Annotated in this window: 20 protein-coding genes, 1 tRNA gene, 1 pseudogene and 1 riboswitch; of the genes and pseudogenes, 3 read left to right on the top strand and 19 right to left on the bottom strand. The window is 72.0% G+C overall.

Annotated elements, in window-relative coordinates:
- Positions 1-640: 640 nt before the first annotated feature.
- Positions 641-2,425, top strand: a complete 1,785-nt coding sequence (locus ACIBO1_RS30680; protein WP_396752564.1) for an N-acetylglutaminylglutamine amidotransferase — start codon at positions 641-643, stop codon at positions 2,423-2,425.
- An 18-nt stretch (positions 2,426-2,443) separates the two neighbouring features.
- On the opposite strand, the gene ACIBO1_RS30675 is transcribed toward ACIBO1_RS30680, so the two are convergent.
- From ACIBO1_RS30675 to ACIBO1_RS30640, 8 genes are all read right to left on the bottom strand, one after another.
- Positions 2,444-3,580: a glutamate--cysteine ligase gene (locus ACIBO1_RS30675; protein ID WP_396752562.1), complete on the bottom strand. Its 1,137-nt coding sequence runs from the start codon at positions 3,578-3,580 to the stop codon at positions 2,444-2,446.
- Between the two features lie 137 nt (positions 3,581-3,717).
- Entirely contained in the window at positions 3,718-4,740 is a 1,023-nt protein-coding gene (locus ACIBO1_RS30670; protein WP_396752560.1) for a lysostaphin resistance A-like protein, read from the bottom strand.
- 166 nt (positions 4,741-4,906) lie between these two features.
- A complete protein-coding gene (locus ACIBO1_RS30665) occupies positions 4,907-6,007 on the bottom strand; it encodes a Gfo/Idh/MocA family protein (RefSeq protein WP_396752558.1) in 1,101 nt (366 codons plus the stop codon).
- The gene (locus ACIBO1_RS30660; RefSeq protein ID WP_396752556.1) at positions 5,947-6,687 is read right to left on the bottom strand and encodes a ThuA domain-containing protein; all 741 of its coding nucleotides are present in this window, start codon (positions 6,685-6,687) and stop codon (positions 5,947-5,949) included. The genes ACIBO1_RS30665 and ACIBO1_RS30660 overlap by 61 nt, the downstream gene beginning before the upstream one ends.
- Before the next feature lie 93 nt (positions 6,688-6,780).
- Positions 6,781-7,479: a CbiX/SirB N-terminal domain-containing protein gene (locus tag ACIBO1_RS30655; protein ID WP_396752554.1), complete on the bottom strand. Its 699-nt coding sequence runs from the start codon at positions 7,477-7,479 to the stop codon at positions 6,781-6,783.
- The gene (locus ACIBO1_RS30650; protein WP_396752552.1) at positions 7,476-8,237 is read right to left on the bottom strand and encodes an ABC transporter ATP-binding protein; all 762 of its coding nucleotides are present in this window, start codon (positions 8,235-8,237) and stop codon (positions 7,476-7,478) included. The genes ACIBO1_RS30655 and ACIBO1_RS30650 overlap by 4 nt, the downstream gene beginning before the upstream one ends.
- A complete protein-coding gene (locus ACIBO1_RS30645) occupies positions 8,237-9,229 on the bottom strand; it encodes an iron chelate uptake ABC transporter family permease subunit (protein ID WP_396752550.1) in 993 nt (330 codons plus the stop codon). The genes ACIBO1_RS30650 and ACIBO1_RS30645 overlap by 1 nt, the downstream gene beginning before the upstream one ends.
- 68 nt (positions 9,230-9,297) lie before the next feature.
- On the bottom strand, positions 9,298-10,281 hold the full coding sequence (locus ACIBO1_RS30640) for an ABC transporter substrate-binding protein (protein WP_396752548.1): 984 nt from the start codon (positions 10,279-10,281) through the stop codon (positions 9,298-9,300).
- Positions 10,282-10,311: 30 nt separating this feature from the next.
- A riboswitch (cobalamin riboswitch) is annotated at positions 10,312-10,485 on the bottom strand.
- 589 nt (positions 10,486-11,074) lie between these two features.
- Between ACIBO1_RS30640 and ACIBO1_RS30635 the strand changes: the two are divergent.
- Positions 11,075-11,381, top strand: a pseudogene (locus ACIBO1_RS30635) (tyrosine-type recombinase/integrase); the annotation flags it as partial.
- Between the two features lie 83 nt (positions 11,382-11,464).
- Here ACIBO1_RS30635 and ACIBO1_RS30630 read toward each other — a convergent pair.
- From ACIBO1_RS30630 to ald, 9 genes are all read right to left on the bottom strand, one after another.
- Positions 11,465-11,538: transfer RNA gene (locus ACIBO1_RS30630), tRNA-Pro, on the bottom strand.
- Between the two features lie 134 nt (positions 11,539-11,672).
- Entirely contained in the window at positions 11,673-13,082 is a 1,410-nt protein-coding gene (gene der / locus ACIBO1_RS30625; protein WP_396752537.1) for a ribosome biogenesis GTPase Der, read from the bottom strand.
- A gap of 91 nt (positions 13,083-13,173) precedes the next feature.
- A complete protein-coding gene (cmk, locus tag ACIBO1_RS30620; protein WP_350700408.1) occupies positions 13,174-13,854 on the bottom strand; it encodes a (d)CMP kinase in 681 nt (226 codons plus the stop codon).
- 157 nt (positions 13,855-14,011) lie between these two features.
- Entirely contained in the window at positions 14,012-14,782 is a 771-nt protein-coding gene (locus ACIBO1_RS30615) for a pseudouridine synthase (RefSeq protein WP_396752534.1), read from the bottom strand.
- On the bottom strand, positions 14,769-15,680 hold the full coding sequence (gene scpB, locus ACIBO1_RS30610) for an SMC-Scp complex subunit ScpB (RefSeq protein WP_396752532.1): 912 nt from the start codon (positions 15,678-15,680) through the stop codon (positions 14,769-14,771). Before scpB ends, ACIBO1_RS30615 begins: the two co-directional genes overlap by 14 nt.
- Positions 15,677-16,813: a segregation and condensation protein A gene (locus tag ACIBO1_RS30605; RefSeq protein ID WP_396752530.1), complete on the bottom strand. Its 1,137-nt coding sequence runs from the start codon at positions 16,811-16,813 to the stop codon at positions 15,677-15,679. The genes scpB and ACIBO1_RS30605 overlap by 4 nt, the downstream gene beginning before the upstream one ends.
- A 44-nt stretch (positions 16,814-16,857) precedes the next feature.
- The gene (locus ACIBO1_RS30600) at positions 16,858-17,781 is read right to left on the bottom strand and encodes a ParA family protein (RefSeq protein WP_117230487.1); all 924 of its coding nucleotides are present in this window, start codon (positions 17,779-17,781) and stop codon (positions 16,858-16,860) included.
- A 251-nt stretch (positions 17,782-18,032) separates the two neighbouring features.
- The gene (locus ACIBO1_RS30595) at positions 18,033-19,022 is read right to left on the bottom strand and encodes a tyrosine recombinase (RefSeq protein WP_396752570.1); all 990 of its coding nucleotides are present in this window, start codon (positions 19,020-19,022) and stop codon (positions 18,033-18,035) included.
- Between the two features lie 2 nt (positions 19,023-19,024).
- On the bottom strand, positions 19,025-20,143 hold the full coding sequence (gene ald / locus ACIBO1_RS30590) for an alanine dehydrogenase (protein ID WP_396752528.1): 1,119 nt from the start codon (positions 20,141-20,143) through the stop codon (positions 19,025-19,027).
- 218 nt (positions 20,144-20,361) lie between these two features.
- Between ald and ACIBO1_RS30585 the strand changes: the two genes are divergently transcribed.
- The gene (locus tag ACIBO1_RS30585) at positions 20,362-20,691 is read left to right on the top strand and encodes a TM2 domain-containing protein (RefSeq protein WP_396752526.1); all 330 of its coding nucleotides are present in this window, start codon (positions 20,362-20,364) and stop codon (positions 20,689-20,691) included.
- A 60-nt stretch (positions 20,692-20,751) separates the two neighbouring features.
- On the opposite strand, the gene ACIBO1_RS30580 is transcribed toward ACIBO1_RS30585, so the two are convergent.
- Together ACIBO1_RS30580 and ACIBO1_RS30575 are read right to left on the bottom strand one after the other, a co-directional pair.
- Positions 20,752-21,369 (bottom strand): NUDIX domain-containing protein, encoded by a 618-nt coding sequence (locus tag ACIBO1_RS30580; RefSeq protein WP_396752524.1) that lies wholly within the window; start codon positions 21,367-21,369, stop codon positions 20,752-20,754.
- Positions 21,366-23,099 carry a CTP synthase gene (locus tag ACIBO1_RS30575; RefSeq protein ID WP_396752522.1) on the bottom strand — a complete coding sequence of 578 codons (1,734 nt, stop codon included), beginning with the start codon at positions 23,097-23,099 and terminating at the stop codon, positions 21,366-21,368. Before ACIBO1_RS30575 ends, ACIBO1_RS30580 begins: the two co-directional genes overlap by 4 nt.
- Positions 23,100-23,183 lie beyond the last annotated feature (84 nt).

Genomic DNA, 23,183 nt, shown 5'->3' with positions numbered 1-23,183 from the left:
CTCCCTCCTGGGGTACCCTCGGCTGGCCCCCCCGCTGGCCTTGCCCCCCCCCCCCGCGGGGCGGGGGGGGGCCCCCCCGGGGGCCCCCCCCCCCCGCCCCCGCCCCCCCCCCCCCCCCCCCCCCCCCCCCCCCCCCCGACCGCGCACGGCGGGTCGTTGCGTCGCCCAACGGGTGGGGGTGGGGAGATTTGTTGTCGTTCCAGCGACAACAGATCTCCCCACCTTCCCCAGCAAGCCGCAACGCTTCGCCGAGGCTCGGCAGCAGGTTGCGTTGGCACGACTCCCGGTGGCGGGCACAGCCACACGACGCGGCCCCGGCCGCACACAGCAGGCACGGCAGCACGGTGGTGGGCACGGCCACACGACAAGCGGGCACGGCCAGACGACGACAGGCACGACCGCTCGGTGCGGGCGCGGCCACGACAGCGGACGCGGCCACGACAGCGGGCACGGCCACGACAGCGGGCACGGCCACGACAGCGGGCGGGGTCGCATGGTGGCGGTTTCGGCCGCTGACCAGCGGGTATGCGGGCCGCCCACGCGACTCGGCGGCATCTCGCGGCGGACCGCCACGACCTGCCACCGAAGACAGGAGTCGTCCCGGTGCCGACCGCTCCCGCAGGAACCAGGACCCACTGACGTGTGCGGCATCGGCGGAGAGACACGATTCGACGGCGCGCCGCCGGACTCCGACGCGGTGGCCCGGATGAGTGCGGCGATGCGGTCCCGAGGGCCGGACGGCGACGGGCTGTGGAGCGACGACTGGGTGGCCCTCGGGCACCGACGGCTCACCATCATCGACCTCTCCGACGCCGGTGCCCAACCGATGGTCCGCGAGGACCTCGGGCTGGCCCTGGTCTTCAACGGCTGCGTCTACAACTATCCTGAGCTGCGCGAAGAGCTCCGCGCCGCCGGGCACCACTTCCACTCCACAAGCGACACCGAGGTCATCCTCGTCGCGTACGCGCACTGGGGTGAGGCGTTCGTCGACCACCTGGTCGGCATGTTCGCCATCGGCCTGGTCGACCGGACGCGTCGACGGCTGGTCCTGGCCCGCGACCGCCTCGGCATCAAGCCGCTCTATCTCAGCGAGACGCCGGGACGGCTACGGTTCGCCTCGACCCTTCCCGCGCTGCTGCGCGGCGGCGACGTCGACACCGCCATCGACCCGGTGGCCCTGCACCACTACCTCTCCTGGCACTCCATCGTCCCGGCACCCCGCACGGTGCTGCGCGGCGTCCGCAAACTGCCACCGGCGACGCTGCGGGTCATCGAGGCGGACGGGCGCAGCCGCGAACGCGTCTACTGGCAGCCCGAGTACGCCCGCGACCCTGCCCACGCCGGCATGGACGCCCGGGACTGGCAGGCGGCCCTCGGGGGGGCGCTGCGCACCGCCGTACGTCGACGGCTGGTGGCCGACGTACCGGTCGGGGTGCTGCTCTCCGGCGGCCTGGACTCCAGCCTCATCGTCGCGCTGCTCGCCGAGGCCGGGCAGGAGCAGTTGCGGACCTTCAGCATCGGGTTCGACAGCCGTGGCGGCGAGTCCGGCGACGAGTTCGGCTTCTCCGACCTGGTCGCCCGCACCTTCGACACCGACCACCAGCGGATCCGGCTCGCCGACGACGACCTGGTCCCGGCGGTACGCGCCACCGTCGCCGCGATGACCGAGCCGATGGGCAGCCACGACGTGGTCGCCTTCCACCTGCTGTCCGAGCAGGTGGCCCGGCACGTCAAGGTGGCCCAGTCGGGGCAGGGCGCCGACGAGGTGTTCGCCGGGTACGGCTACCACCAGCCGCTCGCCGAGGTGCCGCGCGACGGGGCCGTGGAGACGTTCGCGTCGGCGTTCTTCGACCGCGACCACGCCGAACTGTGTCAGGTGGTCTCCCCCGCGTACGCCTGCGACCACGACGCCAGTCGGGAGCTGCTCCTCGCCGAGCTGGCCGCGCCCGGTGCGCAGACCGCGCTGGACGCCGTCCTGCGGTTGGACACCCACCGGATGCTGCCCGACGACCCGGTCAAGCGGGTCGACAGCATGAGCATGGCGTGGGGACTGGAGGTCCGCACCCCGTTCCTGGACCAGGACCTGGTGGCGCTGGCGTCGGCCTGCCCGCCGGAGCACAAGGTGGCCCAGGGCGGCAAGGGCGTGCTCAAGGAGGTCGCCCGGGAGGTGCTGCCCGCCGACGTGATCGACCGGCCCAAGGGCTACTTCCCGGTCCCCGCGCTGCGCAACGTGGACGGCGCGGTGCGGGGCATGGTCGTGGACGCCCTGCGGGACCCGGCCGCCCGGCAGCGGGGCCTGTTCCGGCCGGAGTACGTCGCGCACCTGCTCGACGATCCCGACGCGGCGCAGGCGGCGGCCGGCAGCAACAAACTCTGGCAGCTCGGTCTGCTCGAACTCTGGCTGCAGACCCACGAGCTTCGCTGACCGGCGCCCCGGAGCCCGTCAGCCGGTGGTGGTCTGGGCGGCGAGGTGGTGCAGCAACGCGAGGATGTCGCCGCCGGTGTCACCGAGCAGGTGCCGCTGCCGGGCGGCGCCCGTGCCGGTGCGACGCAGACGGTCGAGCTGTCGGCGCACGTAGTCGAGGTCGCCGTGGCCGGCCAACGCCGGGCTGACCGTGGTCAGCAGGTCGTCGACCAGGTCCCAGGCGGGCCGGGGCCGGGTGGTGCGCAGGTCGATGAGGTCACCGTCGAGACCGTGGTGGGCGGCCCGCCAGTGGGCGGCGGCGACCAGGCAGCTACGCAGGCGAGGTGCGGGAGTGCCGCTGCGGATGTCGTCGACCATGGTGGCGACCAGGGCACGGACCAGCGCCGCGTGCAGCACGGTGTCGTCCACGCTCGGACAGACGTCACCGACCCGGATCTCGATCGTCGGGTAGTTCGCCGACGGACGGGCGTACCAGTAGACCATCGCGGGGTCGAGCATGATCCCGGCTTCCACGAGGTCGGCGACGGTGGCGTCGTACTCGGCGGCGGAGGCGAAGTAGGGGGTGGGACCGAGGCTCGGCCAGCGTTCCAACTGCATGGAACGCCAGCTCGCGTGCCCGGTGTCGTACCCGTCGTGCAGGGGTGAATTGACCGTGATGGCGTGGACGACCGGAAGCCACACCCGTAGGTGGTTGCCGACCTGGACGGCCAGTTCCCGGTCGGGCAGCCCCACGTGTACGTGACAGCCGCAGACGGCGGGATCGTGCGCGACCGGGCCGAACCGGCGAGACATCGCGTGGTAGCGCGGTTCCTCCGGTACCGACCGGTGCTCCTCCCGCACCGGGGTGGCACCGAGGGCGACCAGGCTTGCTCCGGCCGCGCGGGCGGCGTCGGCGGCGGCGCGGCGCAGCGTCAGCAGGTGCTCCCGCAGCTCGGTCAGCTCGGTGCAGACCGGGGTGACCATCTCCACCATGCTGTGCCGGAACTCCTGCCGGCTCTGCCGACGGGCGTCAGCGGGCAACGCGGCCCGCACCTGCTCGGCCACCGGCAGGCTCTCCCCGGTCGCCGGGTCCAGCAGCAGGAACTCCTCCTCGACCCCCACCGTCAGGGGCGGGGCCACCTCGAACTCCGGCGCCGACACCCCGTGGTCACCCATCCTCGACGTCCCATCCGCCAGTGGCGGCGATGCTCGCCGCCGGAGACCCCGCTTTCCCGGGCACGACACCGGCAAACGACGTCCCGCCACCCTGCGCCACCCCGACACCCCTGGCACAGCCCTCGACCGGACGCGGGTCAGGCCGCGCAACACGGCACCGGCGCGACACTCGGCGCGACCGCGACCACCGCGAGGTAGGCACCGAAGATCCAGAGCGGGATGCTGACCAGGTCGAGCGCGTCGTCGTTGCCGACCGTAGCGCCGCCGGTGCCGTTCTCCACGCGCCGGCGACGGGCCAGCCACAGCACCACGCCGCCGTACAGCCCGGTCACGCACATGCTGATCATCGCGGCCCTTGCCGACACGTCGACCTGCTGCGCCTCCAGCATGCCGGTGACGACCGCCGACCCGATCCCCGCCACGTTGTTCACCACGTGCAACGCGATGGCGGCCTCCAGCCCACCGGTCCGGATCGTCACGACCGCCGTCACCGCGCCGAAGAACACCAGGTCGGCCATGCCCCAGCCGGTCCCCCACCCGTGTGCCAGCCCGAACAGCACCGACGACACCGCGATCCCCGGCCAGGGCGACCGGATCCAGGACCCGAACGCCTGGATCAGCCAGCCCCGGAACAGGTACTCCTCACCGGCCGCCTGCAACGGCACCAGCAGCACCACCACGGCCAGGCCGGCCGCGACCCGCTCCCACCCGACCCCGTTGCTCTGCGGGCCGTCACCGGGCAGCAGACTCAGCACCCCGAGATGAAGCGCCAACGCCGGCACGGCGACCAGGAGACAAGTTCCCAACCATCGCCACCGCAACCGGCCCACCACCGACGACACCGTCCCGGCCGGGCGACGCTGCACCCAGCGGGCGGCCAGCAACGTCAGCGGAATCAGCAGCCCCAGCGTGACCATGGTCAGGGCCAACTCGACCTCCGGACCGCCGTCCAGGAAGTCCTCCGGCCCGTCCAGCAGCCACACCACGGCGCTCGCGGCCCCGAACCCGCCCATCAGCACCACCGGCAACCCCACCAGGATCAGCACGGTGCCGAGCAGGGGCCGCCACCAGCGGTGCCGGTCGGTACGGGCGAGCCGGTGATACGGGACCGGAGCGAACGCCGGAGAGGGACTCTCCGACTCGGGAAGCGTGATCGTCATGCGCTACAGCCTGTCCGGACGCGCCCTCCGGATCGTCTGTCGTCTGCATGAACCCCGACTGCGACTTTCGTAGGAATTCGCGGCCATGCCGGGTCCGTCGTGCCACCGACACGGGCTACGGGTACGGCCCCGCTCAGGCGGTCAGCACGTGCTCCACGAGGTTCGGCTACCGGGACCACTCCTGCGCCGGGGTCAACGGGACGGGTGCGGGGCGTTCCACCGTCGTCGTCAGCTCGACTCGCCGGCCCTCGGCGGCCGACCGGAGCAGGGCCGTCATGACGTCCAGGACGTGCAGCGCCACCTCACCACTGGCCCGGGGCGGACGCGCCTCGTCGGCCCCGACGAGGTCGATCAGGCCGACCCCTCGGGAGGCTGCGACGTAACCGGCCCCCGGTTCGAGAACACGCCACCCGGGGCCGCCGAGCGCGAGATGCCGGACCTCGCCGTCGAAATTGTTCGGATCGGGCACGGCGAGGGTGCCGCTCTCCCCCTGCACCTCGATCGGCGCGGCCGTCGTCGCGACACCGTCGAAACTGGTGGTGAGGGTGGACAGGGCACCGTCCGCGTGTTCCAGCACCCCGCTCACGTGGGTCGGCACCTCGACCGGGATCCGCTGCCCGAGTCGGGGGCCCGAGCCGATGATCCGGGCATCCCGCAGCCGACTCGCCGCCCCGATCACCGCCTGCACCGGCCCGAGCAGGTGGACCAGCGCCGAAACGTAGTACGGCCCCATGTCCAGCAACGGGCCTCCGCCCGGGGCGTAGTAGAAATCGGGGTCGGGGTGCCACCGCTCGTGGCCCGGGGTGACCATGACGGCCGACGCGGAGAGCGGGCGGCCGATCAGGCCACCGTCGATCGCCGCCCGGGCCGTCTGCGTACCGGTGCCCAGCACGGTGTCCGGCGCGCAACCCACGCGGACGTCGGCCGCCGCCGCCCGGTCCATGAGCGACCGGGCCTCCGGAAACGTGACGGTGAGCGGCTTCTCGACGTAGACGTTCCTGCCGGCGTCGATCGCCGCGTCCGAGATCTCGGCGTGTGCCGCCGGGATCGTCAGGTTCAGCACCGTCGCCACCTCGGGGTGGTGGAGCAGCCGCTCGACACTCACCGCCTCGGCGCCGGGAATCGTCGCGGCGGCAGCGGCGGCCCGGGCCGCGTCCAGGTCGGCCACCGCGACGACGCGGACCCGGGGATGCTGGGCGAGCGTGCTCAGGTACGCGCGGGAGATGACCCCGAGACCGACGATGCCGACGCCGTGCGGGTCGCCCACAGCATTCCCCTCTCGATGACGGTACGGACGCTCGGGTGCTCCAGCACGTCGAGGCTGTGTCCCGGAGTCGTCACGACGATGCGTCCGGCTCCCCAGGTGCGGGTCCAGATCGCCGGCGAGGTGACCGGCCGGTGCCACGGGTGCCACGCCCGAGTCGGGTGGGTGGTGGTGGCCAGGACGTCGATCAGGTCGTCATGCAGTACCCAGTACTGCTCGGTGACCAGGTCGAAGTCCTCGATCCCGGCGGTGATCGGATGCTCCCGGCCGAGGTCGGTGATCGTGACCGAGTGCGGCAGGAAGTTGTCCTGCTCTCCGCCGCTACGGTCACACGGCTCGATGCCGGGATGGACGGTGAACTGGCCGCCTACCAGGTGCAGGTAGTCCGAGGAGGCCCGGAACGAGTCGACGATGCCGCCGTGCCAGCCGGTGAAACCCGTACCGTTGACGACCGCCGCCGCCAGGCCCGCCACCTGCTCCCCGGTGATCTGCGACATCGTCATGCACTGCACGATCAGGTCGGTGGCGGCCAGTTCGGCGGCGTCGGCGTAGACCTCCGTCGACTCCTCCACGCGTACCGCGTATCCGCTGCGTTCGAGGAACGGGATGAACAACTCCGTCGCCTCGACCGGCCGGTGCCCCTCCCACCCGCCCCGGACCACGAGGGCTCTGCGCCGCACCACACCCGCTCCTCCCCCGACCCGTCGCCCCGGACCACTTCGCCCGACCGACGCCCGCACCATGACGACCATCGATAACCGTACCGGGCTTCGCGGTCACGGGTCGCGTGGGCGTCTGCCGTCGACCGGCGTGCCGTCGCGCAGGTGCACGTCGGCGATGAGGACGGCCATGTCCGCGTCGACGTGTTCGTACCAGGTGTCGTCGGGATACACGACGACGAGCGGGCCGAGGTTGCAGGGGAACAGGCAGCCGGTCGCGGTGACCAGGACGTCGTCGTCGCCGAGGCCGTTCGCTTTCAGGCGGTCGCCGAGGGCAGCGACGACCTGACTGGCGCCGTACGCGGTGCAGCGCGGCCCACGGCACACCAGCACGTGGCGACGGTGTCGGGTGATCTGCGACCAGGCCGGGCTGCGGAACGGTCCGGGGTTGCCGTCGAGCGTGGTGTGGTCACCGGTGACAGCGTCGCTGACTGCCGTGACCAGCGCCGGCTGTTGCGCCAGCGGCGGGGCGAGCAGGACGCGTACCTGCCGGTCCCGGGTGGTGCGCCAGTGGGTGACCGCGCGGCGCAGCCAGGTGTCGAGGTACCGGTCGGGCGGTAGGTGCACGGCCACGAGCAGGACTTCGCCATGCTCCGGGACCGCGTCGAGTGCGGCGTGCAGGGACGGCTCGGCGCCGTCGAGGAAACAGGCCCGCACCGGTACGCCCGTGGCCTCGGCGACCGCCGCGGCGAGACGGTGGATCGCGTCGTGGCCGCCGTGGTGGGTCGCCCCACGCGAGACGAGCAGGACGGTCATGCCGCCGGTGCCCGGTAGGTGATGACCGGACGTCCATCGTGCACCGTGACGTCGGCGTCCACGGCGTACACGTCGGCGAGCAGCGCGCACGTCAGCACGTCGGCAGGCGGTCCGGTGGCGACGACCCGGCCGTGGTGCAGCACCACCACGAGGTCACAGAACATCGCGGCCAGGTTGAGGTCGTGCAGTGCGGCGAGAGTGGTGACGGCGCTGCGACGGACCAGGCCCAGCAGCTGGAGCTGGTGGCCGATGTCGAGGTGGTTGGTGGGCTCGTCGAGCAGCAGCAGTTGCGGCTCCTGGGCCAGGGCCCGGGCGAGCTGGACCCGTTGACGTTCCCCGCCGGAGAGCGTCTGCCAGCGGCGGTGGGCGTACCCGGTCATGTCGACGCGGTCCAGCGCGTCGGCGGCGGCGGCCCGGTCGGTGTCGGTGTCCGACCAGCGGGAACGGCGGTGCGGGGTACGGCCGAGCAACACCACGTCGAGCGCGGTCAGGTCGAGGTCGGTCTCGGCGTACTGGGCGAGCAGGGCCATCCGCCGTGCCGCGGTGGCACGCGGCAGCCCAGCCACGTCGTCGCCCGCGACGGTCACGGTCCCGGACCGGGGGGCGATCAACCCGGCGACGACCCGCAGCAGGGTGGTCTTGCCGGACCCGTTGGGGCCGAGCAGTCCGACCAGGGTGCCGCGCGGCGCCGAGCAGGTCACGCCGTCGAGGAGTCGCGCGGCCGGCACCGACCACGAGACGTCACGGATCTCCAACATCAGGTGTTCCGGTCCCCTCGGCGCAGCAGTAGCACGAACGCGGGCACCCCGAGCAGGGCGGTCAGCACGCCCACCGGTAGCTCGCGGGGGTCGAACAGGGTCCTGGCCGCGGTGTCCACCCAGATCAGGAAGATCGCTCCGGCGAGGACGACGACCGGCAGCAGCCTGCGGTGGTCGGGTCCGGTGAACCGCCGCACGGCGTGCGGCAGGATCAGGCCGACGAACCCGATCGCGCCGCTTATCGAGACCAGCACGGCGGTCAGCAGGGCCGTGGTGACCAGCAGCAGCCATCGGACACGCCGGACGTCCACGCCGAGGGCGGCGGCGGCCTCCTCACCGAACGCGAACGCGTTGAGCGCGCGGGCAAACCGGAGGATCACGGCGAACCCCGCCGCGAGCAGCGGCGTCGCCCATGCCAGTGCGGTCCAGTCGACGCGGGCGAGCGAGCCGGACAGCCAGAAGGTGATGCTCTGGGTCGCGTGCGGTTGGGCTGCCCAGATGATCACGAACGTCGTCAACGCGGCGCAGAGCTGCGCGACGGCGACGCCGGCCAGCACCACCCGGGTCGGTCGCAGGACAGCGCGCCGGCCGGCGGCGGCGACCACGACGGCGAACGCGGCGAGCGCCCCCACGAACGCGCCCCCGGTGAGCGCCGCGGCACCCGCGCCGAGCCCCAGGACCAGAACGGCCACGGCACCCAGCGACGCCCCCGAGGAGACACCCAACAGGTACGGGTCGGCGAGCGGATTGCGGGTGACGGTCTGCATGACGGCCCCGCAGGCGGCGAGGCCGGCCCCGACCACGGCGGCGCCCAGCACCCTCGGCAGCCGCAGTTCCCACACGATGTGGTCGCGCAGCAGCGGCACGTCGGCGCTCGTCAGGCCGAGATGATTGGTGATCACCAGCCACACGGTGCCCAGCGACAGATCTGCCGGCCCCACCGTCACGGCCGCCGCCACCGACAACACCAGGCCACCCGCGAGTACGACCACCACGGCCACCATGCGCACCGCTCGGACCGGCTTCGCCGGGATCTGCGCCGGCCGGGTGGTGACGGTGGTCAGCTGCTCGCCCCGCCGACGCCCCGGGCCAGTGCCTCCACGGCGAGCACGTTCCGCACACCGGCCGAGGTGGAGGAGAAGGCCAGGGTGACGTACCGCTTGCCCTTGACGGCGGGCAGGTCCCTGAGCGCCGGGTGCTTCTCGAGGAACGCCTGCTTGTCGGCGGCGGTGTCCCAGCTCGCGTCGACGAGCACGATGACGTCCGGGTCGCGCTCGATGACGGCCTCCCAGTTGGTGTCGGCCCAACTGCCGGTCAGGTCGTCGAAGACGTTGGTGACCCCGGCCGCAGACATGACCATGGCCGGGCCGCCACAGCAGGCGCCGGCACTGGGCGCGTCGGTGCCGCCGTCCCACCACAGCACCCGGGTGCCCTTCGCGTCCGCCGACACGTTCGCGATGCGCTGCCTCTGGTCGGCGATCAGCGTCTCGGCCCGTTCCGCGACGCCGAAGATCGCGGCGATCTCCCGGATCTCGGTGAACACGTCGTCGATCGCCAGCTTCGCCGGTCGCGTCTCCTTCGGACATCCGGCAGTGGAGATGTACGTGCCCACGCCGAGCTTCTGCCACTCGGCACGGTCACCGGCCCCCTCGTCGCCGAACGCGCTCGCGAAGGAGCCGTAGACGAAGTCGGGCTCCAGTTCGAGCAACTTCTCCTTCGACGGGTACTCCTTGGCCAGTACCGGCACCTTCGCGTATGCGGCGGCGTACTCGGGCAGCACCTGGTCGTCGAGGTAGGCGGTGCCGGCCATCCGATCCTCCAGGCCAAGCGCCAGCATGATCTCGGTGGCGGGCTGGTTCATCGTGACCGCCCGCGCCGGAGGGCTCGGGATCGTGACCGGTACGCCGCAGTTGGTGACCGAGACAGGTCCGGCGGCGGGGGCCGTGGCAGCCGGATCACTGTCACCGGTCGTGGCGCAGCCACCGACCAGGACGAGTACGACGGAGAGCGGCGCGGCAACGCGCCAGGATGCAGGGAACCGCATAGCGGGACCACCTTCCAGCACCTCGTGGACGGGTCGTACAGGTGCCGTGGCCGGTCTCCTGGCTGACGGGTGGTGCGCCGGTGGCCGGCCTTCCCAGGCGTACGCCCAGTGACCTTGCGGTGGCCTCCAGCATCCCGATCACAGTGGCGAGGGCCGCACCGGTTTCACACCGGTTTCCCGAACACCACGGCGAGGCCACCCTAACCAAAGCAGGCAGCACCGTCAGTGGCCTAGATCATGGCGGGAGCCCACATCGGCCCAGCGTGCCCACCAGTGCCCCGGCAGAGCCCGTCAGGTGACGGCCGAGGGCGTACGTCGATTTCGGCGCTGCCGCACAGTCGGCCTGGCGTGTGGATCGAGATTCTCTCCGCAGTCCGACCTCGACGAGGAACACGGCCACCGGGGCCTACCCGTACGCGGCAAAGGCGGCGAGGTCGTCCTCGTCCCACTGCCACCAGCGGTGGCCCGAGCCGTCGACGAGCACACGCCGGGCCGATCCTGCGCAACGTCCATGATGGGCGGATGGACCGGCACGCTGCCCACCCGCCGACTCACACCTCGCCCACGTCGCAGGGATCCGGACGCCGAGCCCCGTCCTCGCCGCCGACATGGCCTCCGGAACATGACCAGCCGCTCACGGCTTTGCCGCGAAGCGGGCGCGCTCTTCCGAGCACAGCATCGCTCGATCCGGGATCGAGTGGCTATCGCGGCGCTTGGATACCACTCGATCCCGGATCGAGCACAATCTTGCGGCCAAGGTGCGAACATGCGCCGAAGCATGCTGGCCCCCGAGGTGGGATTCGAGCACGTGCCCCGACACGACCTGCGGCACACCGGCCTGACGTGGATGGCCGATGCAGGCGTGCCGGTGCACGTCCAGCGGAAGATCGCCGGGCACGGGTCGCTGACCACCACCCAGCGGCACCTACATCTGGGCCCGCGATGTCACCTACGACGAGGATCGCAGCCAGATCCGCACCGGCACCGGACCCGAGGACCTACACCCCGACCGGCAGTCGTACATCGACGCGGGAACGGCGCTCAGTGCCCATCTGAAAACCGGCCGGTCCCCAGGTGGTCCCCCGCTACGCGTCGTCTAGATCAGCAATGCCCACCGGCGCAGGATGCATTGAAACCCGTTGACCAGCGCGTAAGCCCTGGTCAACGGGTTTCTTAGCAAGTGTCGGGACGGCCGGATTCGAACCGACGACCCCTTGACCCCCAGTCAAGTGCGCTACCAAACTGCGCCACGTCCCGATGCTCCCGCGTCGTCCTGCCCGCGACAGCCGGTACAGCTTAGCGCAGCTTCCCTCCTGCGCCGCACAGCCCCCTCCCCACTGCCGCGACCACCCCCACCGCCCCTAGAGCGTCCTAGGAGGGTGGGGTGTGGGTCAGCCGTGGGCCTTGCCTCGGCCGCCGGGGCCGAGCTTCTTGCGGGGGCGTACCGAGATCTCGATGGGGCTGCCCTCGAAGCCGAACTCCTCGCGGAGCTTGCGTTCCACGAAGCGCTGGTAGCCGGCGTCCAGCGGGCCGGTGGTGAAGAGGACGAAGCGCGGCGGGGCGACCCCGGCCTGGGTGGCGAACAGGATGCGAGGGGCCCGTCCCCCGCGTACCGGGTGCGGGGTGGCCTGCACCAGGGCGGTGAGCCACGCGTTGAGCTGCGCGGTGGGGATCCGGGTCTCCCAGCTCGCCAGCGCCCGGTGCAGGGACGCGGCGAGCTTGTCGACGGCCCGTCCGGTCATCGCGGACAGGTTCAACCGGATCGCCCACGGGATGCGGCGCAGTTCCCGGTCGATCTCCTTGTCCAGGTAGTACCGACGGTCGGCGTCGACCAGGTCCCACTTGTTGAAGGCGATCACGAGTGCCCGACCGGCCTCGGTGACCATGGTCAGGATGCGCTGGTCCTGCTCACTGATCGGCTCGCTGGAGTCGAGCAGCACCACCGCCACCTCGGCCGCCTCGATCGCCGAGGCGGTCCGCAGGCTGGCGTAGTACTCGGTGCCGCTGGCCTTGCCGACCCGCTTGCGCAGGCCGGCGGTGTCCACCAGGTGCCAGGTGTCGCCACCGATGGTGACCAGGCTGTCGACCGGGTCGACGGTGGTGCCGGCGACGGCGTCGACCACCGCGCGTTCCTCGCCGGAGAAGCGGTTCAGCAGGCTGGACTTGCCGACGTTGGGCCGACCGACCAGGGCGACCCGGCGCGGGCCGCGCGGGCGGTTCTCCACGATCTTCGGCGCTTCGGGCAGTGCGTCCATGATGGCGTCGAGCAGGTCACCGGAGCCTCGGCCGTGCAGGGCCGAGACCGGGTGCGGCTCGCCGAGGCCGAGCGACCACAGCGAGGTGGCCTCCAGCTCGATGTTGCTGTTGTCGGCCTTGTTGGCCACCAGGATGACCGGCTTGGCGCTGCGCCGCAGCATCTTCACCGCCGCCTCGTCGACGTCGGTGGAGCCCACCGTCGCGTCGACCACGAAGACCACCACGTCGGCGGTGAACACGGCCGTCTCGGCCTGCGCGGCGATGGCCGCCGCCCGGTCCTTCGCGTCCGGTTCCCAGCCGCCGGTGTCCACCACGGTGAAGGTTCGACCGGACCACTGCGCGTCGTACGGGACCCGGTCGCGGGTCACGCCGGGTACGTCCTCGACGACCGCCTGGCGGCGACCGATGATCCGGTTGACCAGGGTGGACTTGCCGACGTTGGGGCGGCCCACCACGGCCACCACCGGCTGCGGTCCGGTCGGTTCCTCAAGGTCGAGGTCCGTCTCCCGCAGCTCCACCCAACCGTCGTTGTCAGTCACGCCCATGCCTCGTTTCGTTGGCCGGTGGCGGGAAACGCCCACGCCACCGTGCCGGATCGTCCGGTCGCCGGCAGAGCCGGCAGGTCGTCGCGCCCGGTCACGCCACGTTCCGCTCGGCGAGCAGCGCCCGCAGCTTCGCCACGACCTCGTCGATGCCCAGCTCGGTGGTGTCCAGCACCACGGCGTCGGGGGCCTGGGCGAGCGGGTCGGCCTTGCGGGTCGAGTCGATTTTGTCCCGCCGGGCCAGGTCGGCGGCGGTCGCCGCCACGTCGGAGGCGTCCTCGGCACTGCGACGCGCGGCACGGGCCGCCGCCGAGGCGGTGAGGTAGACCTTGAGGTCGGCGTCGGGGGCGACCACGGAACCGATGTCACGGCCCTCGACCACGATCCGGCCCGCCTTGGCGATCATCTCGCGCTGCCGGGCCACCAGCAGCGCCCGGACCGCCGGCACCGAGGCCACGGCGGACACGGCGGCGGTCACCTCGGGACCCCGGATCTCGGCCTCGACGCCGACGCCGTCGGCGGTCACGCCGTAGCCGGTGGGGTCGGTGCCGATCCGCAGGTCGACCTCGGCGGCGACCTTGCCGACCGCCTCGGCGTCGGTCAGGTCGACGCCGGAGCGCAGCACGGCCCAGGTGATCGCCCGGTACATCGCGCCGGTGTCGAGGTAGCGGGCGGTGAGGCTCGCCGCCAGCCGCCGGGAGACGGTGGACTTACCCGAACCGGACGGCCCGTCCACAGCGACCACACAGCGCCCGGTCGGTACGTTTTCCTCCACCGTCGTCCTCCTCAGCCCGTACCCCGCGATCCGCCGCATCGGCGGACGCGAGCGGTTGCCCACACAGCTTCCATCATGCCCGGCGCCGCGGCGCACGGCCCGCCGGCCCTGCCGGGCCGCCAGGAGCCTACCGTCAGCGGTACCCGCGAGCGCGGGGTCAGTCACCCACACCCTTGAACAGGGCGGCGACCTCCGCGTTGGTCAGGCGTCGCGTGCGCCCGGGACGCAGGTCGCCGAGCCGGATCGGCCCGATGGAGGTACGCACCAGCCGGCTGACCGGGTGTCCGACCTCGTCGAGCAGGCGCCGCACGATGTGTTTGCGGCCTTCGTGCAGGGTCAGCTCCACCTGGGCGGTACGTCCCAGACTGCCCACCACCCGGAACGAGTCCACGGTGACCGGGCCGTCCTCCAGCTCGATACCGGCGGCCAGGCGCTTGCCGAGGTTGCGCGGGATCGGCCCGGTCACCTCGCACAGGTACGTCTTGGCCACCCCGTAGGAAGGGTGCATCAGCCGGTGGGCCAGGGTCCCGTCGTTGGTGAGCAGCAACAGGCCCTCGCTGTCCGCATCGAGCCGCCCGACGTGATAGACGCGCTGCTCGACCCGGTTGCCGACGAAGTCGGCGAGCGCGGTGCGCCCCTTCTCGTCGGCCATCGTGGAGACCACGCCGCGGGGCTTGTTCAACGCCAGGTACACCAGCCGGGTGTCGGCCACCAGCCGCTCGCCGTCGACGTGGATGACGGCCTTGGTCGGGTCGACCTTGTCGCCGAGTTGGGCCACCCGCCCGTCGACCGTCACCCGCCGACGGAAGATCAGGTCTTCGCAGGCGCGCCGGGAACCGACCCCCGCCGCGGCGAGCACCTTCTGCAGGCGTTCCGGACCGGTGTAGACGGGGGCGTCGGGGCGGGGGGTGCGGTCATCGCGCGGCATCAGCAAGCTCTTCTACGTCGTCGGGGAGGAAGGGGGCCAGGGGCGGCAGGTCGTCGAGGCTGTTCAGGCCGAGCTTCTCCAGGAACATCGTGCTCGTCCGGTACAGATAGGCCCCGCTGTCCGACTCGATGCCGCACTCCTCGATCAGCCCACGGGTCACCAGGGTACGGATCACCCCGTCGCAGTTGACGCCCCGGATGGCCGATATCCGTGACCGGGTCACCGGCTGCCGGTACGCCACCACCGCGAGGGTCTCCAGCGCGGCCTGGGTCAGCCGGACCGACTGCCCGTCGAGCACGAACCGTTCCACGTAGGTGGCGTATTCCGGCCGGGTGTAGAGCCGCCACCCGCCGGCCGCCCGGCGCAGCTCGAACCCGTGCCCGGCGGCGGTGTAGCTCGCGGCGATCTCGTCAAGCATCGGGCCGACCCGCTCGGCGGGCTGTTCGAGGATCTGGGCCAGCGTCAGCTCGCTGACCGGTTCGTCCACCACCAGCAGGATCGCCTCCAGCGCCCCGCGCAGTTCGGCGTCGTCGAGCACCGGCGGCGGCTCCGGCACCACCCGCGTCCGCCCGCTCCGCGGCCTCCGTCCCGCCCCCTCCTCCGCGATCGTGGTACGCGACGGCCCCTCCAGGGACACTTCCGCACCAAGATCCTCAGCAACCCGGGGTTCGGTGGATTCGGGCGCGGCGAGTTCGCCAGTGGGCTCGGCGTGATCCGGAGCGCCACGATCCGCAGCAGCGTGGTCGAGGGTGGCCGGATCAGGGGTAGTCGGATCAGGGGTGGCGGGATCGGGGGTGGCCGGATCCGGGGCCGTGGATTCGGGGGCAGGGCGCTGCCAGGGCGGGATCCAGGCGGCGGCCTGGTCGGCCAGCGAGTCCCGGCGTTCCTCGTTGCTCATCCGGCGCGCTCCTCCGTCGTTACCGCCTCGTCCACCGGCGCGCCCGACCCAGCCGACCCGTCCGCTGGCCGATCCGGCGCAGCCCACGGCTCACCCGACCCAGCGGACGGCTCACCAGACGCGGGCGTCGGCGTGCCGGGCCCGGTCGGTGTCCCGGCGGGGGCGGCCTCGTCGGGGGTGCCGGCGTACTCGTCGATGGTCAGGGTCGGGCTGCCGTCGTCGGGGCCGGTCCAGCGTACGGTCAGTTCCTCCAGCGCCTGTTCCTGCACGAAGGCGACCACGCCCTGCCGGTACAGCTCCAGCAGCGCCAGGAACCGGGCGACCACCTCGAGGGTGGCCTCGCAGTCGGCGCAGAGCAGCGAGAAGGTGGCGGTGCCGACGCGGCGCAGCCGCTCGCTGATGATCGCGGCGTGTTCCCGGACGCTGACCCGCACCATGTGCACGTGGGCGATGGAGACCTCGGGTATCGGCTTCGGGGTCATCGCCTTGACGGCGAGCTTGAGCAGTCGCTGCGGGCCGATGCCGAGCACCAGGTCGGGCAGGGCCTCGGCGTACCGGGCCTCCAGGGTGACCGCGCGCGGGTAGCGGCGTCCGCCGACCTCCTCCAGCACCGCGATGTGCGCCGCCGCCTCCTTGTACGCCTTGTACTGCAACAGTCGGGCGAAGAGCAGGTCCCGCGCCTCCAGCAGGGCCAGGTCCTCTTCGTTCTCCACCTCGGCCGAGGGCAGCAGCCGGGCCGCCTTGAGGTCGAGCAGGGTGGCGGCGATCAGCAGGAACTCGCTCGCCTCGTCCAGGTCCCAGTCGTCACCCATGGCCCGGATGTACGCGATGAACTCGTCGGTCACCTGGTGCAGCGCGACCTCGGTGACGTCGAGCTTGTGCTTGCCGATCAGTTGCAGCAGCAGGTCGAACGGGCCGGTGAAGTTGTCCAGCCGGACCGTGAACTTGCCGGTGTCCGCAGCGTCGTCCGACACGACAGCCAAGTCCGACACGACCGGCTCCGACACCGCCGACTCCGACGCGACCGGGTCCGACACGACCGGGTCCGGGACAGGGGACGCATCCGGCGCGCCGAGGTCAGCCGCGGGCGGATGCTCCGGTGCGGCGGTCGGGTCGGCGGGCGGCGCGCTCACGCCGACGACCGTAGTCCACGGCCTGGACACCGATGGTTACCGGCCTACCGCTCCGCCTGCGCGGCGATCACCTCGCGGGCCAACTGACGGTAGTTGCGGGCCCCCGACGAGGCCGGGTCGAGCGTGGTGATCGGAGCACCCGCGACCGTCGACTCGGGGAACTTCACCGTCTTGGTGATGACCGTCTGGTAGACCTTGTCGCCGAACGCCTCCACCACCCGCTGGAGCACCTGGCGGCAGTGCGTGGTGCGGCTGTCGTACATGGTGGCGAGGATGCCTTCGAGTTCCAGGTCGAAGTTGAGCCGCTCGCGCACCTTGTCGATGGTGTCCAGCAGCAGGGCGACACCGCGCAGGCTGAAGAACTCGCATTCCAGCGGGATGAGTACGCCGTGCGCCACGGTCAGCGCGTTGATCGCCAGCAGGCCGAGTGACGGCTGGCAGTCGATCAGGATGTAGTCGTACTCCTTGCGGACGCTCCTGAGCACCCGGGCCAGGGCCATCTCGCGGGCGACCTCGTTGACGAGCTGTATCTCGGCGGCGGAGAGGTCGATGTTGGCGGGCAGCAGGTGCAGCCCGGCCACGTCGGTCTTGATCAGGACGTCCTCGGCAGTGACGTCGTCCTGCATGAGCAGGTTGTAGACCGACAGGTCGAGGTTGTGCGGGTTGACGCCCAGCCCGACCGAGAGGGCGCCCTGCGGGTCGAAGTCGACCAGGAGCACCTTGCGGCCGTACTCGGCGAGCGCGGCGCCGAGGTTGATGGTGGTCGTGGTCTTGCCGACGCCACCCTTCTGGTTTGCCATCGCGATGATCCGCGCCGGGCCGTGCCGGTCGGTGGGCATCGGCTCGGGGATGGGCTTGCGCATCGTGTAGGCGGCCGGGTCGGCCGGACCCAGGTCCGAGCCGAGCGCGTTCTGCTGTTCGCGGAGCTCCGACGTCCAGGTCTCGGCACGGTCACCGTTGCCAGCCATGTCCTCGTTGCCCCCTCCCGACGACCATCTGGCGTCGGAGCCGCCCGACGTCCTTCGCGGCGCCGCTGCGCACCCCGGTCATCCCGCCGCCAGGCCGCGCCGATCCCGACTGTACGCCACCGACCAGCAGGGCGTTCACTACCCGCTCGGCGTGTCGGACGGTGGTACCGACCAGCGCCGTCCCGACCCACGTCGACCAGCCAGGCCGGTGCCGTTCCGGCCCACGTCGACCAGCGTTGCGCGCCTCGACGTCAGTGCCGAGCGCGCGGGTGTGCGGTGGCGTAGACCTCGCGCAGCCGGTCCACGGTCACCAGCGTGTAGACCTGGGTGGTGGTGACCGAGGCGTGACCGAGCAGTTCCTGCACCACGCGCACGTCGGCACCGCCGTCGAGCAGGTGGGTCGCGTACGAGTGTCGCAGGGTGTGCGGGGAGACCGCCTCCGGCCCGTCCACTGGCAGCCCGGCCCGGGCGGCGGCCCGGCGCAGCACGGTCCAGGCACCCTGCCGGGTCAGCGGGCCGCCCCGGGCGTTCAGGAACACCTTCGGGGTGCCCCGGCCGGAGGTGACCAGTCCGGGCCGGGCACGGACCAGGTAGGCGCCGAGCGCCCGTAGCGCGTGCCCGCCGACCGGCACCAGTCGGCTGCGTCCGCCCTTGCCGTGCAGCAGCACCACCCCGTCGTCGAGGTCCACGTCGTCCACGGCCGCGCCGATCGCCTCGGAGATGCGGGCGCCGGTGCCGTACAGGAACTCCAGCAGCGCCCGGTCGCGCAGCGCCAGCGGTGCCTGCTCCCCCGCCGCGTCCACCGGGCCGGCGGTCTCCAGCAGCCGGACCACCGCGTCGACCGGCAGGGCGCGGGGCAGTCGGCGCGGTGGGGTGGGTGGGCGTACGTCCCGGCTCGGGTCGGCCCCGGCCAGGCCCTCGCGCAGCGCGAAGCGGTGCAGGCCGCGCACGGCGCTGGCGGCGCGGGCGGCCGACGAAACCGCCAGCGGTGGGCGGCCGTCGTCGCCGGTGCGCAGCCGGGCCAGGTGCCGTTCGATCTCGGCGGCCGAGACCCCGGCGAGGTCGTCCACCCCGGCGGCAGCCAGCGAGTCCAGGTAACGGTCCAGGTCGCGGCGGTACGAGGCGAGGGTGTTCGCGGCCAGTCCTCGTTCGACGGTGAGGTGGTCGAGGTAGCCGCGCAGCGCACGACGCAGGGCCGGCGCCGGCTCGGGGCCGGCCCGTTCGTCGGTCGCCGTGCTCAGCGTTACCCCCCTAGTGCCTCGGTGAGCGCGAGGGTGGGCAGGCCGTGCGCCTCGGCCACCGGGCCGTAGACGACCTGACCGGCGTGGGTGTTCAGGCCCAGGGCCAGCGCCGGGTCGCGACGCGACGCCTCCCGCCAGCCGTGGTTGGCCAGTTCGAGGGCGTACGGCAGGGTGACGTTGGTCAGCGCGTAGGTGCTGGTGTTCGGCACCGCGCCGGGCATGTTCGCCACGCAGTAGAAGATCGATTCGTGCACCCGGTAGACCGGTTCGGCGTGCGTGGTCGGCCGCGAGTCCTCGAAGCAGCCGCCCTGGTCGATGGCGATGTCCACCAGCACGCTGCCGGGCTTCATCCGGGAGACCAGCTCGTTGGAGATCAGCTTCGGCGCCTTGGCGCCGGGCACCAGCACTGCGCCGATGACCAGGTCCGCGTCGAGCACGGCCCGTTCGATCTCGTACGCGTTGGAGGCGACGGTCTGCAGGTGTCCACGGTAGATGGCGTCGGCCTGCCGCAACCGGCCGACGTTCTTGTCCAGCAGCAGCACCTCGGACTGCAGGCCCAGCGCGATCGCGGCGGCGTTCATGCCGGAGACCCCGGCACCGATGACCACGGTCTTCGCCGCGTACACGCCGGAGACGCCGCCGGGCAGCACGCCCCGACCCCCGCCGGTCCGCATCAGATAGAACGCGCCGACCTGCGGGGCGAGCCGGCCGGCCACCTCGGACATCGGGGCGAGCAGCGGCAGGGAGCGGTCCGGCAGCTCGACCGTCTCGTACGCGATGCCGGTGACCTTGCAGTCGAGCAGCGCCTGGGTGCAGTCCCGCGAGGCGGCCAGGTGCAGGTAGGTGAAGAGGACCTGCCCCTCGCGCATCCGGTGGTACTCCTCGGCGACCGGCTCCTTCACCTTGAGCACCAGGTCCGCGGCGTCCCACACCTCGTCAGCGGTGTCCAGGATCTTGGCTCCGGCGGCGGTGAACTCCTCGTCGGTGATGCTGGATCCGACCCCGGCACCGGCCTCGACGAAGACCTGGTGGCCGCCGCGGGTGAACTCGTTGACGCCCGCGGGCGTGATCGCCACCCGGTACTCGTGGTTCTTGACCTCGCGTGGGATGCCGACCTTCACGATGCAGACCCTCTCTCCGGGGACCGCTCTCCCCCGACTGGGCGGTGCCGCGGCGGCCCCTTTGCCGCTACGGTCGACCGGTCCCGTGGGCGGCAGTTTAGGCGTACCCGTCCGTCGAGGGAGCCTGCACCATGACATCCGGTGGCCGCGAACCCTGACGATGTGTCAGGTGTACGGGCAGCCCACCGGCTGGTTCCTCCTCAGCCGACAGGACAGTATTGGTCGTGATCGTCCCACGAGGTGCCTACCGGTGCGGACAGCGTCGGTGTGGATCACTATCGTGTCGCCTCATGACTACTCCCCCCTATCAGCCCGGGTACCCCCAGGGCGTTTCCGACAAGAGCAAGGTCATCGCCGGTGTCCTGCAGATCCTGCTGGGCGGCTTCGGCGTCGGCCGGTTCTACATGGGTGACACCAAGACCGGTGTCATCCAGCTCATCGTCACGCTGGTGACCTGCGGTATCGGCAGCCTCTGGGGTCTGATCGACGGCATCCTGATCCTGGTCAACGGTGGCGTCGACGGACAGGGTCGCCCGCTGCGCGACTGATCCGGCATGCGAACAGGGGCCGCGCGGTGATCCGCGCGGCCCCTGTCGTCGTGGTCCCGGTCAGCCCGGCAGCGGGGTGTCCGCCCGGCGCAACACCGACCAGCCGGCGTCGCGGGCGCGGGCGGCGGCCAGCAGCCCGGCCACGCACGGCCCGTTGGTGATCTCTCCGGCCAGCACCATGCCGACCGCCTCGTCCAGGTCGATCCGGACGATCTGCAGGTCGGCCTCCTCGTCGTGCCGGTCGTGTCGCTGCTCCACCGGCACCTCGCCGAGGTCCCGGGCCAGGAAGACCCGGACCAGTTCGTCGGTGAACCCGGGCGAGCTGTGCACGTCGACCAGCACGTCGAGCCGGCCGGCGGTCAGGTCGACCTCCTCGGCCAGCTCCCGCGCCGCGGTCACCGCCGGGTCCTCGCCGGTGACGTCGGTCAGCCCGGCCGGCAGCTCCCACAGCCGCCGACCGACCGGCTGGCGGTACTGCCGGATCAGCACCACCTGGCCGGCGGCGTCCAGCGCCACCACGGCCACCGCACCGACGTGCCGGACCAGGTCACGCGGGGCCGTCCCGCCGCCGGGCATGCTCACCTGCTCGGTGACCACGTCGAAGATGCGACCGCGGTACTGCACCTCGCGGGAGAGCACCTCGTAACGGTGCTCGACCGCCCTGCCGGGGTCGCTCACGACGCCGAGGGCACCGTCGGGGCGGTGCCGTTGCGCGCGGCCCGCTCGGCACCGTCCAGGTCGACCGGAAGCTGGTCGGCCTGCGAGTACGCCACCGCCGCCTGGACGAACGCGGCGAACAGCGGGTGCGGCCGGGTGGGGCGGCTCTTCAGCTCCGGGTGGGCCTGGGTGGCCACGAAGAACGGGTGCAGCTCGCGGTCCAGCTCGACGAACTCGACCAGCCGCCCGTCCGGCGAGGTGCCCGAGATCCGCAGTCCGGCCTTGGCGAGCTGGTCCCGGTAGGCGTTGTTCACCTCGTACCGGTGCCGGTGCCGCTCGCTGACCTCGGTGCTGCCGTACGCCTCGGCGACGATCGAGCCCTCGGCGAGCGCCGCCGGGTACGCGCCGAGCCGCATGGTGCCGCCCAGGTCGCCCTTGCCGGCCACGATGTCCTCCTGGTCGGCCATGGTGGCGATGACCGGGTGCACGGCCTCGGAGTCGAACTCCACGGAGTTGGCGCCGTCCAGCCCGGCCAGGTGCCGGGCCACCTCGATGGTCATGCACTGCAGGCCGAGGCAGAGCCCGAGCAGCGGGACGCCGTTCTCCCGCGCGTACCGGGCGGTGCCGATCTTGCCCTCGATCCCCCGGACGCCGAACCCGCCGGGGATGACGATGCCGTCGACGCCGGCCAGGGCCGCCGCCGCGCCCGCCGGGGTGACGCAGTCGTCGCTGGGCACCCAGCGCAACTGCACCCGGGCCCGGTTGCCGAAGCCGGCCGCCCGGATCGCCTCGCTGACCGACAGGTACGCGTCCGGCAGGTCGACGTACTTGCCGACGAGCGCCACGGTGACCGTGCGTCGGGGCTGGTGCACCCGCTCCAGCAGGTCGTCCCAGCCCTCCCAGTCCACGTCCCGGAAGGAGAGCCCGAGCCGGCGCACCACGTACGCGTCGAGTCCCTCCCGGTGCAGCACCTTGGGGATGTCGTAGATGCTGGGCGCGTCCGGGGCGGCGATGACCGCCTCGGCGTCGACGTCGCAGTAGAGCGACAGCTTGTGCTTGAGCTTGTCCGGGATCTCCCGGTCCGAGCGGCAGACGATGGCGTCGGGCTGGATACCGATGTTGCGCAGTTGCGCCACCGAGTGCTGGGTCGGCTTGGTCTTCAGCTCGCCTGAGGGCGCCAGGTACGGCACCAGCGAGACGTGCAGATAGAAGCAGTTGTCCCGGCCCAGGTCGTGACGGACCTGCCGGATCGCCTCCAGGAACGGCAGTGACTCGATGTCGCCGACCGTGCCGCCCACCTCGGTGATCACCACGTCCGGGGTACGGCCGTCGTCGTCCGGGTCGGCCATCGCCAGGATCCGCGACTTGATCTCGTTGGTGATGTGCGGGATCACCTGGACGGTGTCGCCCAGGTACTCCCCGCGCCGCTCCTTGGCGATCACGTCCGAGTAGATCTGGCCGGTGGTGACGTTCGCCTTGCCGGACAGGGCCCGGTCCAGGAAGCGCTCGTAGTGGCCGACGTCCAGGTCGGTCTCGGCGCCGTCCTCGGTCACGAACACCTCGCCGTGCTGGAACGGGTTCATGGTGCCGGGGTCGACGTTCAGGTACGGGTCGAGCTTCTGCATCACCACGCGCAGTCCCCGCGCGGTGAGCAGATTGCCGAGGCTGGAGGCGGTCAGCCCCTTACCCAGCGAGGAGGCGACGCCCCCGGTGACGAAAATGTGCCTGGTCGTCCGTGCTGAAGGGGCCAAGGCCTGCTCCCGTGTCGTCCGTCGCGGTCGTGCAGACCGCCGAGCCGATCAGCGAAGTGATCACGCGATCCACGGGATTCCACG

The organism is Micromonospora sp. NPDC049903, from assembly GCF_044460945.1.
GTDB lineage: Bacteria > Actinomycetota > Actinomycetes > Mycobacteriales > Micromonosporaceae > Micromonospora.
The sequence above is the reverse complement of the archived record's forward strand: the minus strand, read 5'-3'. Positions and strand labels throughout refer to the sequence as shown.

Excerpts from the sequence above, each read along its gene's own strand:
- ACIBO1_RS30675 (WP_396752562.1), bottom strand. The coding sequence starts at position 3,580 with ATGGGTGACCACGGGGTGTCGGCGCCGGAGTTCGAGGTGGCCCCGCCC.
- ACIBO1_RS30670 (WP_396752560.1), bottom strand. The coding sequence starts at position 4,740 with ATGACGATCACGCTTCCCGAGTCGGAGAGTCCCTCTCCGGCGTTCGCT.
- ACIBO1_RS30655 (WP_396752554.1), bottom strand. The coding sequence starts at position 7,479 with ATGACCGTCCTGCTCGTCTCGCGTGGGGCGACCCACCACGGCGGCCAC.
- ACIBO1_RS30650 (WP_396752552.1), bottom strand. The coding sequence starts at position 8,237 with ATGTTGGAGATCCGTGACGTCTCGTGGTCGGTGCCGGCCGCGCGACTC.
- ACIBO1_RS30640 (WP_396752548.1), bottom strand. The coding sequence starts at position 10,281 with ATGCGGTTCCCTGCATCCTGGCGCGTTGCCGCGCCGCTCTCCGTCGTA.
- der (WP_396752537.1), bottom strand. The coding sequence starts at position 13,082 with ATGGGCGTGACTGACAACGACGGTTGGGTGGAGCTGCGGGAGACGGAC.
- ACIBO1_RS30615 (WP_396752534.1), bottom strand. The coding sequence starts at position 14,782 with ATGCCGCGCGATGACCGCACCCCCCGCCCCGACGCCCCCGTCTACACC.
- scpB (WP_396752532.1), bottom strand. The coding sequence starts at position 15,680 with ATGAGCAACGAGGAACGCCGGGACTCGCTGGCCGACCAGGCCGCCGCC.
- ACIBO1_RS30600 (WP_117230487.1), bottom strand. The coding sequence starts at position 17,781 with ATGGCTGGCAACGGTGACCGTGCCGAGACCTGGACGTCGGAGCTCCGC.